Source organism: Pleomorphomonas diazotrophica (assembly GCF_002844595.1).
In the GTDB taxonomy this organism is placed as follows: domain Bacteria; phylum Pseudomonadota; class Alphaproteobacteria; order Rhizobiales; family Pleomorphomonadaceae; genus Pleomorphomonas; species Pleomorphomonas diazotrophica.
The window spans coordinates 980800-994170 of record NZ_PJNW01000002.1; the positions used below are offsets into that span (position 1 = coordinate 980800).

The 13371-nt window shown below is 63.2% G+C and carries 11 protein-coding genes; 7 read left to right on the plus strand and 4 right to left on the minus strand.

All coding sequences use genetic code 11. The annotated features are described in order from the left end of the window. Window positions 1–40: 40 nt before the first annotated feature. The gene (gene dnaE, locus CXZ10_RS05540) at window positions 41–3493 is read right to left on the minus strand and encodes a DNA polymerase III subunit alpha (protein ID WP_180335868.1); all 3453 of its coding nucleotides are present in this window, start codon (window positions 3491–3493) and stop codon (window positions 41–43) included. Between the two features lie 138 nt (window positions 3494–3631). Beyond that, window positions 3632–3946 carry a hypothetical protein gene (locus CXZ10_RS05545; protein WP_143741476.1) on the minus strand — a complete coding sequence of 105 codons (315 nt, stop codon included), beginning with the start codon at window positions 3944–3946 and terminating at the stop codon, window positions 3632–3634. Between the two features lie 161 nt (window positions 3947–4107). On the opposite strand from CXZ10_RS05545, the gene xth reads away from it, so the two are divergent. Then, window positions 4108–4890 (plus strand): exodeoxyribonuclease III, encoded by a 783-nt coding sequence (gene xth / locus CXZ10_RS05550; RefSeq protein ID WP_101288078.1) that lies wholly within the window; start codon window positions 4108–4110, stop codon window positions 4888–4890. 48 nt (window positions 4891–4938) lie between these two features. On the opposite strand, the gene CXZ10_RS05555 is transcribed toward xth, so the two are convergent. Further along, window positions 4939–5832, minus strand: coding sequence for a tetratricopeptide repeat protein (locus tag CXZ10_RS05555; protein WP_210199845.1), 894 nt, complete (start codon window positions 5830–5832; stop codon window positions 4939–4941). Between the two features lie 808 nt (window positions 5833–6640). Between CXZ10_RS05555 and CXZ10_RS05560 the strand changes: the two genes are divergently transcribed. Then, the gene (locus CXZ10_RS05560) at window positions 6641–8119 is read left to right on the plus strand and encodes a protein adenylyltransferase SelO (RefSeq protein ID WP_101288079.1); all 1479 of its coding nucleotides are present in this window, start codon (window positions 6641–6643) and stop codon (window positions 8117–8119) included. 20 nt (window positions 8120–8139) lie between these two features. Here CXZ10_RS05560 and CXZ10_RS05565 read toward each other — a convergent pair whose 3' ends face one another. Continuing rightward, entirely contained in the window at window positions 8140–8511 is a 372-nt protein-coding gene (locus CXZ10_RS05565) for an arsenate reductase (protein WP_101288080.1), read from the minus strand. Window positions 8512–8801: 290 nt separating this feature from the next. Here CXZ10_RS05565 and CXZ10_RS05570 point away from each other — a divergent pair, with 290 nt between their 5' ends. From CXZ10_RS05570 to CXZ10_RS05590, 5 genes are read left to right on the plus strand one after another with little or no spacing between them, the layout of a single operon-like run. Further along, window positions 8802–9899: a hydrogenase small subunit gene (locus tag CXZ10_RS05570; protein WP_101288081.1), complete on the plus strand. Its 1098-nt coding sequence runs from the start codon at window positions 8802–8804 to the stop codon at window positions 9897–9899. 57 nt (window positions 9900–9956) lie between these two features. After that, the gene (locus CXZ10_RS05575; RefSeq protein ID WP_101288082.1) at window positions 9957–11747 is read left to right on the plus strand and encodes a nickel-dependent hydrogenase large subunit; all 1791 of its coding nucleotides are present in this window, start codon (window positions 9957–9959) and stop codon (window positions 11745–11747) included. 29 nt (window positions 11748–11776) lie between these two features. Further along, window positions 11777–12490 carry a Ni/Fe-hydrogenase, b-type cytochrome subunit gene (gene cybH, locus CXZ10_RS05580; RefSeq protein WP_244617101.1) on the plus strand — a complete coding sequence of 238 codons (714 nt, stop codon included), beginning with the start codon at window positions 11777–11779 and terminating at the stop codon, window positions 12488–12490. Between the two features lie 5 nt (window positions 12491–12495). Continuing rightward, on the plus strand, window positions 12496–13062 hold the full coding sequence (locus tag CXZ10_RS05585; protein ID WP_101288084.1) for a HyaD/HybD family hydrogenase maturation endopeptidase: 567 nt from the start codon (window positions 12496–12498) through the stop codon (window positions 13060–13062). 12 nt (window positions 13063–13074) lie between these two features. Continuing rightward, window positions 13075–13368 (plus strand): HypC/HybG/HupF family hydrogenase formation chaperone, encoded by a 294-nt coding sequence (locus CXZ10_RS05590; protein ID WP_101288085.1) that lies wholly within the window; start codon window positions 13075–13077, stop codon window positions 13366–13368. The last annotated feature ends 3 nt before the right edge of the window (window positions 13369–13371 follow it).

Below are 13371 nucleotides of genomic sequence, written 5' to 3' on the forward strand. Positions count from 1 at the left end.
CGCCTGCAGGGAGAGTCCACATCCTTTTGGCCGCTCGAGCTTATGCCAGCTCGACATCCACCACGCCGTCGACCGCCCTGAGCGCGCCGGCGAGCTGGGGCGACACCCGGTAGCCACCCGGCAGCTTCACCTCCACCTCGCCCCGCGCGCCGTCGCCAAGGACGATCAGCGACACGTCCCCCTCCCCGCCGGGCTTCAGCACGTCGCGGAGGGCGGCGAGCGGTTCGGCACCGCGCAGGAAGATGCGCAAGGCGTTCTGCAGCTTGCCGGCCGCCTGATCGAGCGGCTCGACGGAATCGATGCGCACCGAAATGCCCTCAGGCTTGTCCTCGGCGTTGACCAGCAGGATCACCGACTGTCCGGGCTCGAGCAGGCTGCGGAAATGGGCGAGGCCTTCGGAGAAGATCACGGCCTCATATTGGCCGGTGGGGTCGGAGATGCCGATGATGCCCATCTTGTTGCCGGTGCGCGTCTTGCGCTCCTGCTTGGCGACGATGGTGCCGGCGAGCCGCCCGGCCGACGCGCCCCGCTTCACGGAAGCCGAGAACTGGGCCCAGGTCTGCACCCGCAGGCGGCCGAGCAGCGCCTCGTAGGCGTCGAGCGGATGGGCGGAGAGATAGAAGCCGATAGCCGTATGCTCGCGCTGGAGCTTTTCTTCGGGCAACCAGTTGGGGACGGCCGGCAGGCGGACGGGCTCCGGTTCGCCGCCACCGCCAAACAGTTCGTTCTGGCCGCTCTGCTGCTGCTCGAGCCGGTGAGCGGCGGCCGCCATGACGGCATCCAACCCCTGGAACAGACGATTTCTGTTCGCTTCGAGGCAATCGAAGGCGCCGGCGGAGGTCAGCGCCTCCAGGATGCGCTTGTTCATCGCCTTGGGATTGATGCGACTGGCAAAATCGGAAATCGACCGGAAGGGCTTGCCGCCTCGCTGCTCGACAATATGCTCGACCGCCGCCTGACCGACGCCCTTGACCGCGGCAAGGGCGTAGAGGATATGCTTGCCGTCCACCTCGAACACCACGTCGGAGCGATTGACCGACGGTGGTTCGACGGTAATGCCAAGGCGGATCGCCTCGCGACGGAAATCGTTGAGCTTGTCGGTATTCGTCAGTTCGAGCGTCATCGACGCCGCCATGAACTCGACCGGATGGTTGGCCTTGAGATAGGCGGTCTGGTAGGCGACCAGCGCATAGGCGGCGGCGTGGCTCTTGTTGAAGCCATAGTCGGCGAACTTGGCCAGGAGGTCGAAGATGGTGTCGGCGAGCGCCTTGTCGATGCCGCGCTCGACGGCGCCGTCAACGAAGCGGACCCGCTGCTTGTCCATCTCCGCCTTGATCTTCTTGCCCATGGCGCGACGCAACAGGTCGGCTTCGCCGAGCGAATAGCCCGAGAGGATCTGGGCGATCTGCATCACCTGTTCCTGGTAGACGATGATGCCGTAGGTCTCCTTCAGCACCGGCTCGATGGAGTCATGCAGATAGTCGGGCTTCTCTAGGCCGAACTTGCGGGCGCCGTAGACGGGAATGTTGGCCATCGGGCCAGGACGATAGAGCGCAACGAGGGCGATGATGTCCTCGAAGCGGTCCGGCTTGATGTCCGAAATGGCCTTGCGCATGCCCATGCTTTCGAGCTGGAACACGCCGACCGTCTCGCCACGGGCAAGCAGCTCGTAGGTCTTGGGGTCGTCGAGCGGCAACGCCGACAGGTCGATCTTCACCCCCTTACGCTCGATGAGATCAACGGCGCGCCTCAGCACCGTCAGCGTCTTGAGGCCGAGAAAGTCGAATTTGATGAGGCCGGTGCTCTCCACCCATTTCATGTTGTACTGGGTGACCGGCATGTCCGAGCGTGGATCTCGGTAGAGCGGAACCAATTGATCGAGCGGTCGATCGCCGATGACGATGCCTGCAGCATGCGTCGACGCGTGACGATAAAGGCCTTCGAGCTTGATCGAAATGTCGATCAGGCGATCGACGACCGGGTCCTCGCGCGCCTCCTTGAGACGCGGCTCGTCTTCGAGCGCCTGCTCCAGCGTCACCGGATGCGCCGGGTTCTGGGGTACCAGCTTACAGAGCTTGTCGACCTGGCTGTAGGACATCTGCAACACGCGGCCGACGTCCCGCAGCACGGCGCGCGCCTGCAAAGAACCGAAGGTGATGATCTGCGCCACCTGGGCGCGGCCATACTTCTCCTGCACGTAACGGATCACCTCCTCGCGGCGATCCTGGCAGAAGTCGATGTCGAAGTCGGGCATCGACACGCGCTCGGGATTGAGGAAGCGCTCGAACAGCAGGGCGAAGCGGAGAGGATCGAGGTCAGTGATGGTGAGCGAGAAGGCCACCAGCGAGCCGGCGCCCGAGCCGCGCCCCGGCCCGACGGGAATGCCGTGGGCCTTGGCCCACTTGATGAAGTCGGCCACGATCAGGAAGTAACCGGGAAACTTCATGCGGGAGATGATGCCGAGCTCGAACTCCAGGCGCTTGTGATAGTCGTCGAGCGTCAGACCCGGAGCGAGACCGTGGCTCTCGATGCGTCGGGCGAGCCCTTCCCAGGCCTGGCGAGCCAGTTCGTCTGCTTCGGCCGCCTCGGCCGCCGCTACGTCGTCAACGTCGGCGCCTGCGAAGCGCGGCAGCAGCGGTTTGCGCTTCGGCGCCCTGACGGTGCAGCGGCGGGCGATCTCGATGGTGTTCTCAAGCGCTTCCGGCAGGTCCGCGAACAGCGTCTGCATTTCGGCGCGCGACTTGAAATAATGCTCCTCGGTAAGCCGCCGGCGATCATCCTCGGCGACCATGCGCCCTTCGGAAATGGCGATCAGCGCGTCGTGGGCTTCATAGTCGGCGCGGGTCGGGAAATAGCATTCGTTGGTGGCAACGAGCGGCAGGCCACGGGCATAGGCGAGTTCGACGAGATGCGGCTCGACCATGATCTCTTCGGGCGTGCCGTGCCGCTGCATCTCGACATAGAGACGATCTCCGAACAGCTCCTCGAGCGCCGAGAGACGGCTTTCGGCCTGCGGCATCAAGCCAGCGGCAATAGCCTTGTCGATCGGGCCGCCCGGACCGCCCGTCAGGGCGATGATGCCCCCCGTCAATCCCTCGAAACGGCCGATCGGCAGCTTGGCAGGCGCGCCCGGCTCGGACTCGAGAAAGGAGCGCGACATCAGCACTGTCAGGTTGGCGAAACCCTCCGCCGTCGCCGCCAGAAGCACGATGGACGGCAAGGCCGACGGCAGCCCGCCGGGCCGACGGCGATCGGCGCTGTCGTCTCCGAAGTCCACGGCCATCTGGCAGCCTAGAATCGGCTGAAGCCCCTTCTCGATGGCTTTCTCGGAGAACTCCAAAGCACAGAAAAGATTGCCGGTGTCAGTGATGGCGAGGGCCGGCTGATTGTCGGCCAGAGCCAGCTTCATTGCCTTGGCGAGCGGGAGCGCCCCTTCGAGCAGCGAATAGGCGCTGTGAACGCGCAGGTGAATGAAGCCGACGTCGCCAATCATCGCCATGTTCCGGTTGGAGCCGATCCTCAAGTCAGGCGGATCGGTGACGACAGGCTATCCCATCCGTCCCGACGATCGGAGTGTTTTCCTGACGAGACGGACAGCTTGTGGAAAACCCTTCCCTGCCTCTCTGGAGGCTCAAACCAGCATGTCAGCCGAGCTCAGCACAAGGACAAGCATGGTGCCGAACAGCACGAGGGCGCCCAGGGCAGCCACGTCACGCACGATGGAGGCCGATGCGATCGCCGACGCCAGGCGTTGGCGCGGCGACAGCGTGAAATCGCGGACCGTCGGCGTCTCTTCCTGCGAGAATCCCGGCAAAACCCAGCCCGAACGCGGCAATGATCCCGGTTTGTTCTGAATGTGCGACAGATGGTTGTAGCGAATACCGACTATGCATTCGACTTCGCCGATGGAAACCTTGGCACTTATGACAGCCATCTTCGCCCCCATGTTCCGGTTAGGAGCCAAGATTGTTCTATTTTTGTTCGCTCGTCAAGCATGCCCTTAACCTAGATCAAAATACAATAGTTCTTGTAACGTTCACGTGTGTGTGAGAAGGCTTTGCAGCGTAGCCGAGGGAATCGCCTGCCTCGCAGGCCGGAGGAGTTTGCATGCGCGTGGCCACCTGGAACATCAACGGCGTGCGGGCGCGGATCGAGACCGTGTCGGCTTGGCTTGAAAAGAGCCGACCCGACATCGTTTGCCTCCAGGAGATCAAGTGCATCGACGAAGCGTTCCCAACGGAAGCGTTCGAGCGGCTCGGCTACAACGTTGCCCTGCACGGTCAGAAGGGGTTCAACGGCGTTGCCCTTTTGTCGCTCCTGCCGCTCGACGATGTCCAGCGCGGGCTTCCGGGCGACGAGGCCGACGTTCAGTCCCGTTACATTGAGGCCGTGGTGTCCGTGCCCAGTGGCAGCCTCCGCGTTGCCTCCATCTACCTGCCCAACGGCAACCCGCCGGACACCGAAAAGTATGTCTACAAGCTCGCCTGGATGGAGCGTCTGAGACGTTACTCGGCCGGGCTGCTTGCCCTTGAGGAAGCCACCCTGCTCTGCGGTGACTACAATATCATTCCCGAGCCGCGGGACTGCCACGATCCCGCCGTCTGGGCCGGTGACGCGCTTTTCCTGCCGAAGAGCCGCGCCGCCTTCCGCTCCATCACCAATCTCGGCTGGACGGATGCATTGCGAGCCGTCGACGACCGAGCCGGCCGCTACACGTTCTGGGATTATCAGGCCGGTGCCCGCCAACGGAACTGGGGCATCCGAATCGATCATGTGCTGGCGTCACCGCAGGCAGCCGACCGGATCGCTGGCGTGGAGATCGAAGACGAGGTCCGAGATTGGGAAAAGCCATCCGACCACGTGCCGGTGGTCGTCGAACTCAGGATGTGATGGCAGGTGGTCGGCGACAATGCGGACGAGACAGCGGTCTCGTCCTATTTAGCGCGTGGCCGAGGCCTCGATGGCGCGCTCCGACGATGTGGCATAGGCCTGCGCGAAGGCGGCGTCGTTATCCATCAGCCACTGATCGGCGAGTGCGATGGCCTTGCGGCGTTCGTCCTCGCTGGCCAGCGAGAAGGCCTCCTCATGGGCGGCACGGATCGCCGCATCGTCATGATGGATGAGCTCGGCGCGTTTCAGGGCGATGGTCAGCCACATCAGACCATGCACCGGATTGGGTTCGATCTGGTCGCCCCTGACCAGCATTTCACCGAGCTTGGCCTGGGCGTCGACCTGGCCTTTGCGGGCGGCCAACAGGAACCAGCGGGCGGCCTGCCGGGGATCCTGATCTACCCCGACACCATCGAGATACATGGTACCGAGCTTCAACTGGGCAAGCGCGTCACCGAAATAGGAGGCCGCGTAGGTGAAGATCTCGCGGGCCCGGTTGACATTGGGCACCACGGCAGTGTCGGCAATACCCGTCAGATAATAGGACCCGACCTCGACGAAGGCGCTGGCAACGAAGGGAGCGTCCGGAGACGATGGCGAATCCTCACCATGAGCGGAAATCAGCTGGCTGAAGAACTCGAAAGCCTTCATGTCGTCCTCGGCAACGCCGTCGCCCTTGGCGTACATGCGCCCGAGTTTCCATTGTGCGGCAGGATGGCCGCTCTGGGCTGCGGCAAGCAGGCCGGTAACCGCTTCGCGCTTGTCACCCGAATAGTAAGCCCGGGTGGCCTCGCGGAGCGTGGACATCGTGGCGGCATCGCAGCACGCGTCCTGCCTGGCGGCGGACTGCGGATCGAAGGCCAAGGCCTGCGAGCCGAGCATCACCCCCAATGACAGGGCGACGGAAACCTTGCAGACGTTTCTGACACAGACACCCGACATGTTCACTCTCGGCGTTCCGCCCCGCCCGCTTTCCGGTTAACGGCGCACGAGCACCGCACCCATTCCGCGAACCTCCGTGGGATCATCAAGGCACTTGGCAACGGCGCCCTGCGCTTCTCCCACGCTTGTTTTACAGCCGATAAGGTCAGGTTCGTTTATGGCTGAATAGGGGCAATTTATGCCTAATGAATTCTGTTTTCGCGAGTTTGGAGGTGCTGTTGCGGATTCATCACAGCCGTCGCGACCGCAGCTGGAACAGGTCCGGCGCCGCTTAGTAATCCGCCGGATACGCTTCCCCCTTGTCGGGATTGAAGCTCCGGGCTTGCCTTGACGTCTGTCCGACCCAAGCGGCGATTCTGGGCTCTTTTGCTCAGTCCAGCCCAACTCACGTTGGGGACGGAGCGGTAAGTTTGGCTCTCCTAGACCGATTCGTCGTCGCACGAGTTTCAACCCTGCCCGCAAAGGGAAGAACCAGCCGTCTTGTTCGTCACGTTAGTTTGTATGGAATTATATAATATATTCAATATATTATATAACGTTCTTATTGTTATGATTCAACCACGATCCTGAGCGAAAACCTCGCGTTTTGGTTTAGATACTAAATATAACTATTTGTTTTTTATACAACAGTCCGGGCCTTGGGCCATATCTGTCTGCGAGTGTCGATACAGACGCCCCCTTGCGACACCCTCTTCAGACCTCTACGTAAAAGACCTATGAGCCGGCCAACTGTCCGGCGATAATACCCACGTCCCGAGATCGTCATGGCCGATATCGTCACTGACGGTCCGGTTTCGAGGAACCTCCCTTGTCGCTCGCCATTGCCTTCGACAACAGCTACGCCCGGCTTCCCTCTCGGTTCTACGAGCGCGTGCGCCCGGAGGCCGCGCCTTCACCTGGGCTGCTGGTGCTCAACACGACGCTGGCGGCGGATCTCGGGCTCAACCCCGAGGCGCTCGCTTCGCCCGAGGGAGTCGCCGCACTGTCGGGCGCGGCGGTGCCGGAGGGCGCCGACCCGATCGCAATGGCCTACGCCGGTCATCAGTTCGGCCACTTCGTGCCGGCCCTTGGCGATGGCAGGGCAGTTTTGCTTGGCGAGGTGATCGCCCGAGACGGCCGACGCCTGGACCTGCAACTGAAGGGATCCGGACGGACCGTCTTCTCACGTCGGGGTGATGGCAAGGCGGCGGTCGGACCGGTGTTGCGCGAGTACCTGATCAGCGAGGCGATGGCGGCCTTCGGCATCCCGACGACGCGATCGCTGGCAGCCGTCGCGACAGGCGAGACGGTGCTGCGCGAGCGCCCCCTGCCGGGTGCCGTGCTGACCAGGGTCGCGGCGAGCCATGTCCGCGTGGGGACCTTCCAGTATTTCGCCCATCGCTCCGACGAGGACGGTGTCCGCCGTCTCGCCGATTATGTCATCGATCGTCTTTACCCGGACATCGCCGGTGCCGAGGCGCCTTACGCCGCGCTGTTCGAGAGCGTCGTCCAGCGCCAGGCTCGGCTGATCGCCCTCTGGCTGTCGGTGGGATTCGTCCACGGGGTGATGAACACGGACAACATGGCGATCTCCGGCGAGACCATCGATTACGGCCCATGCGCCTTCCTGGACGCCTATGACCCCGGCATGGTGCTGAGCTCCATCGACCGGCAGGGGCGCTATGCCTACGGGCGGCAGCCGCAAATCGCCCAGTGGAACCTCGCCCGCCTCGGCGAGTGCCTGCTGCCCCTTCTCTCTGACGATCGCGACAAGGCGGTTCAGATCGTCGTGGACCGCCTGAGCGGCTTTGCCCGTCAGTTCGAGGCAGCCTATTTCGGTCGGTTTCTCGAAAAGCTCGGTATTGCCGACGAGCGCCCCGGCGATCGCGAACTAGTCACCGGACTGCTCTCCCTGATGCAGATGGGTGAGGCCGACTTCACCCTCGTCTTCCGCCGTCTTGCCGATATCGTCGACCCCAAGGCGGACACCGAAGCCTTCCTGTCGCTCTTCGGCGGCAATGCCGGCCTCGAGCCCTGGCTGACGGCGTGGAGGGCGCGGCTCGCGGCCGGCGGCCGATCCCCGACCGAGGTCGCAACGTCGATGCGGGCGATCAACCCGGCCATCATTCCCCGTAACCACCAGGTGGAAAAGGCGCTCGATGCCGTCATCGACGGGAGCGACGGCTCGACCTATATTCGCCTGCTGCAAGCGGTGACCCATCCCTTCGACGATCGCCCTGATGATGCCGATCTTGCCGTGCCACCGCGCACGGAAGAACGGGTGGCGGCGACCTTCTGCGGCACCTGACGGCTTTCATGCTCCCTCATTTACGGCTCGGGATTTGACGGGTCGAAGCTCGCCGTAAAAGATTCCTCGGAAAAGCCGATGATCAGCTTGCCGCCGTCGGCCTCGATGATCGGACGGCGGATCATGCTCGGCTTCTCGGCCATCAGCGCAATGGCGCGCTCATCGTCGAGGCTCGCCTTGATGTCTTCCGGCAGGCCGCGGAACGTAAGACCGCTCTTGTTGGCCACATGGCTCCAGCCGCCGGCGCGCGCTACCCAGGTCGACAGCTTGTCGGTGGCGATGCCCGCCTTCTTGTAGTCGTGGAAGCTGTAGGCGATGCCATGCTGGTCGAGCCAGGCAAAGGCCTTCTTCATGGTGTCGCAGTTCTTGATTCCGTAGATGGTGACGGGCATCGACTTACCTTCTTGGTTGCTGCGGATCCGCCTCTGCCGACGTCGCTGACGCCGCCGCTTGCATACGGAATGATACCTAGATCATTCCCTTCCTCAAAGCCTATCCCTTTATTCTACCGACGAAAACCCGGCTCGTGTAGTCATCACTACGATTTGTGATCTGGACCCATTCTGAACTGAAGACTAAGCTGCATGAGCGATTGCTAATGTTCGCGAGTCGCCGCCGAAGACGCCTTATCGGCGCTTGCGGGGCCGTTTGCCAGCATTGGCGCGCTTTTCGGGGGAGCAGCATGGGTTCGGCGACCGAGACCTTTTACGACGTGATCCGGAGGCAAGGGATCACGCGGCGAAGCTTTGTCAAATTCTGCAATCTGACGGCGGCGAGTCTCGGGCTTGGCTCGGTGGCGGCCAGCCAGATGGCGCATGCACTGGAGACAAAGCCGCGCATACCCGTCATCTGGATGCACGGCCTCGAATGCACCTGCTGCTCGGAAAGCTTCATCCGCTCGGCGCACCCACTGGCCAAGGATGTCGTCCTGTCGATGGTCTCCCTCGACTATGACGACACGCTGATGGCGGCGGCCGGCCATCAGGCTGAGGCGATCCTCCAGGAAACCCGCGAAAAGTACAAAGGTGGCTACATCCTGGCCGTCGAAGGCAACCCGCCGCTCAACGAGGATGGCATGTATTGCATCGACGGCGGTCGTCCGTTCGTCGAGAAGCTCAAGGAAATGGCCGAGGACGCCATGGCGGTGATCGCCTGGGGCGCCTGTGCCTCCTGGGGCTGCGTGCAGGCGGCCAAGCCCAATCCCACCCAGGCCGTGCCCATCGACAAGGTGATCCGCGACAAGCCGATCATCAAGGTGCCCGGCTGTCCGCCGATCGCCGAGGTGATGACCGGCGTCATCAGCTACATCCTGACCTTCGGCAAGATGCCCGAACTCGACCGCCAGGGTCGGCCGAAGATGTTCTACTCGCAGCGCATCCACGACAAGTGCTACCGCCGGCCGCATTTCGACGCCGGCCAGTTCGTCGAGAGCTGGGACGACGAGAGCGCACGCAAGGGCTATTGCCTCTACAAGGTCGGCTGCAAGGGACCGACCACCTACAATGCCTGCTCGACGGTGCGCTGGAACGGCGGCGTCTCCTTCCCGATCCAGTCCGGTCACGGCTGCATCGGCTGCTCGGAAGAGGGCTTCTGGGACAAGGGCACCTTCTACGATCGGCTGACCACCATCCGCCAGTTCGGCGTCGAGGCGACGGCCGATCAGATCGGCCTTCTGGCGGCCGGCGCGGTGGTCGGCGGCGTGGCGGTGCATACGGCGGCGACCGCCGTCAAGCGCCTCACCAGCAAGCACGATCCCCACCGCCGCAACGAGCAGCAGTAACAACCGGCGCGCGGGCGCATCGCGCCCCGCCGGTCCTCAGCAACGGGACACTTTCCAATGGGCATCGAAACCCCCAACGGCTTCAAGCTCGATAACGCCGGCCGCCGCATCGTCGTCGACCCGGTGACGCGCATCGAAGGCCATATGCGCGTCGAGGTGAATGTCGACGCCGACAACGTCATTCGCAACGCCGTCTCCACCGGCACCATGTGGCGCGGCATCGAGGTGATCCTGAGGGGACGCGACCCGCGAGACGCCTGGGCCTTCACCGAACGCATCTGCGGAGTCTGCACCGGAACGCATGCCCTGACTTCGGTGCGCGCCGTCGAGAACGCGCTTGGCATCGCCATTCCCGAGAATGCCAACTCCATCCGCAACATCATGCAGCTGACGCTGCAGGTGCACGACCATCTCGTCCATTTCTACCACCTGCATGCCCTCGACTGGGTGGACGTCGTCTCCGCCCTCTCGGCCGATCCGAAGGCAACCAGCGCGCTCGCTCAGTCGATCTCCGACTGGCCGCTGTCGTCGCCCGGCTACTTCCGCGACCTGCAGGGACGCCTCAAGAAGTTCGTCGAAAGCGGCCAGCTCGGCCCGTTCAAGAACGGCTACTGGGGCCATGCCGCCTACAAGCTGCCGCCCGAAGCCAACCTGATGGCGGTCGCCCACTATCTGGAAGCGCTCGACTTCCAGAAGGAGATCGTCAAGATCCACACCATCTATGGCGGCAAGAACCCTCATCCCAACTGGCTGGTGGGCGGCGTGCCGTCGCCGATCAACGTCGATGGCACCGGTGCCGTCGGCGCGATCAACATGGAGCGGCTGAACCTCGTCTCGTCGATCATCGATCAGGCGATCGCCTTCACCGAACAGGTCTACCTGCCGGACCTCAAGGCCATCGGCTCCTTCTACAAGGACTGGCTGCACGGTGGCGGTCTGTCGTCGACGTCGGTGATGAGCTACGGCGACATTCCCGAGCACGCCAACGACTATTCCGACGCCTCGCTGAAGCTGCCGCGCGGTGTGATCCTCAATGGAAATCTCAATGAGATCCACCCGATCGACTTGACCAATCCCGAGGAAGTGCAGGAGTTCGTCACCCACTCCTGGTACAAGTATCCCGACGAGACCAAGGGACTGCATCCCTGGGACGGCGTCACCGAGCCGCATTTCGAGCTCGGCCCCAACGCGCGCGGCACCAAGACCAATATCGAGGCGCTGGACGAAGCAACCAAATACTCCTTCATCAAGTCGCCGCGCTGGAAGGGTCATGCCGTCGAGGTCGGGCCCCTTTCCCGCTACGTCATCGGCTATGCGCAGGGCAAGGCCGAGTTCAAGGAACCGGTCGACAAGCTCCTCACCGACCTCGGCCTGCCGCTCACCGCCCTGTTCTCGACGCTTGGCCGCACAGCGGCGCGGGCTCTCGAATGCCAATGGGCGGCGCATCAGCTTCGCTATTTCCAGGACAAGCTCGTCGCCACCATCAAGGCAGGCGATCTCTCCACGGCCAACACCGACAAATGGACGCCGGATACCTGGCCGAAGGAAGCGAAGGGCGTCGGTTTTACCGAGGCACCGCGTGGCGCGCTCGGCCACTGGATCAAGATCAAGGACGGCAAGATCGACAACTATCAGGCCGTTGTGCCGACCACATGGAACGGCTCACCGCGCGACCCCGAGGGGAACATCGGGGCCTTCGAGGCCGCTCTGCTCGACACGCCGATGGCCGATCCTGAAAAGCCGCTGGAGATCCTGAGGACGTTGCACTCCTTCGATCCCTGCCTTGCCTGCTCGACCCACGTGATGAGCGAAGACGGGCAGGACATGGCCACCGTAACCGTCCGCTGAGGAGCATCATCATGGTTGACCAGACCAGAATGCTCACCGGCGTGATGGATGCCACCGATGACGTCATCGTCACAGGCCCGTCCATCTACGTCTACGAGGCACCGGTTCGCCTCTGGCATTGGGGCAACGCTCTCTGCATCACCATCCTGGCGGTGACCGGCTATCTGATCGGGTCCCCCCCGCCGACCATGCCGGGCGAGGCGTCCGGCAGCTTCCTGTTCGGCTACATTCGCTTCGCACATTTTGCAGCTGGGCAGGTGCTGGCCGTCGCCTTTCTCGCCCGCATCCTATGGGCGTTCTGGGGCAATAAATACTCGCGCCAGATCTTCTATCTGCCGGTGTGGGAGAAGACATGGTGGAAGGGCGTCATCCGCGAGGCCCGCTGGTATCTGTTCCTGGAAAAGGAACCCTACAAGTACATCGGGCATAATCCGCTCGCCCACACCGCCATGTTCGCGATGTTCACGCTGTTCAACCTCGGCATGATCATCACGGGTTTCGCGCTCTATTCCGAGGGGACCGGCCGGGACAGCTGGCAGGCTAAGGCGTTCGGCTGGGTGTTCGACATCTGGCCGAACTCGCAGGATGTCCATACGCTGCATCACCTGGGCATGTGGGTGATCGTCATCTTCGCCATCGTTCACATCTACGCGGCGGTGCGCGAGGACATCATGAGCCGCCAGACCATGATCTCCACCATGATCTCCGGCGAGCGGCAGTTCCGCGACGAGCGCGAGGGCTGAGCGGCATGAGCGTACTGGTATTGGGAATCGGCAACATCCTCTGGGCCGATGAGGGCTTCGGCGTCCGCGCGGTCGAGGCCTTCGATCGGCTTTATGCCATGGCGGAGGGCGTCGATCTTCTCGACGGCGGCACACAGGGGCTCTACCTCGTCAATCGTGTCGCCGAGGCTGACCGTCTTCTGGTGTTCGACGCCATCGATTACGGCCTTGCTCCCGGTAGGCTCAAGGTGGTGAGGGGCGATGAGGTGCCCAAGTTCACCGGCGCCAAGAAGATGAGCCTGCACCAGACCGGGTTTCAGGAGGTTCTGTCTGCCGCCGATCTCATGGGCCGCTATCCCCGGGACATCGCGCTGATCGGTTGCCAGCCGCTCGACTTGGAGGACTGGGGTGGTCCGTTGACCGTGCCGGTGGCGGCCAGCATCGAGCCGGCCATCGGCAGGGCCATCGATATTCTGGCGGAATGGGGCGTCGCGCCGGTCCGTCGCGCCATGCCCCTTCCCCCGGGAAGCGGCCTGCTCGCCAACGACATCGACTGGACCGCCTATGAGCGGCCCCGCGCCGGTACAGGCTGAGGGAACCGATCCATGTGCCTCGGCCTGCCAATGACCGTCCTCGACGGCGACGATTTCTCCGCTCTCTGTGAGTGGCGCGGTGAGACGCGGCGCGTTTCGACGCTACTCATTGGAAGACAGTCATCCGGGGCGCGGCTGCTGGTGCATGTCGACAGCGCCATACGCGTGCTTGACGACGCTGAGGCCGAAGCGATCGGCCGAGCGCTCGATGGCCTCGCGGCGGCAGCCGAGGGGCGGGCTTTCGAGCATCTGTTCGCCGACCTGATCGACCGCGAGCCGGAACTGCCGGCACACCTCAGGAAATAACGC

Excerpts from the sequence above, each read along its gene's own strand:
- dnaE (WP_180335868.1), bottom strand. The coding sequence starts at position 3,493 with ATGATTGGCGACGTCGGCTTCATTCACCTGCGCGTTCACAGCGCCTAT.
- CXZ10_RS05545 (WP_143741476.1), bottom strand. The coding sequence starts at position 3,946 with ATGGGGGCGAAGATGGCTGTCATAAGTGCCAAGGTTTCCATCGGCGAA.
- xth (WP_101288078.1), top strand. The coding sequence starts at position 4,108 with ATGCGCGTGGCCACCTGGAACATCAACGGCGTGCGGGCGCGGATCGAG.
- CXZ10_RS05555 (WP_210199845.1), bottom strand. The coding sequence starts at position 5,832 with ATGTCGGGTGTCTGTGTCAGAAACGTCTGCAAGGTTTCCGTCGCCCTG.
- CXZ10_RS05565 (WP_101288080.1), bottom strand. The coding sequence starts at position 8,511 with ATGCCCGTCACCATCTACGGAATCAAGAACTGCGACACCATGAAGAAG.
- CXZ10_RS05570 (WP_101288081.1), top strand. The coding sequence starts at position 8,802 with ATGGGTTCGGCGACCGAGACCTTTTACGACGTGATCCGGAGGCAAGGG.
- CXZ10_RS05575 (WP_101288082.1), top strand. The coding sequence starts at position 9,957 with ATGGGCATCGAAACCCCCAACGGCTTCAAGCTCGATAACGCCGGCCGC.
- cybH (WP_244617101.1), top strand. The coding sequence starts at position 11,777 with ATGCTCACCGGCGTGATGGATGCCACCGATGACGTCATCGTCACAGGC.
- CXZ10_RS05585 (WP_101288084.1), top strand. The coding sequence starts at position 12,496 with ATGAGCGTACTGGTATTGGGAATCGGCAACATCCTCTGGGCCGATGAG.
- CXZ10_RS05590 (WP_101288085.1), top strand. The coding sequence starts at position 13,075 with ATGTGCCTCGGCCTGCCAATGACCGTCCTCGACGGCGACGATTTCTCC.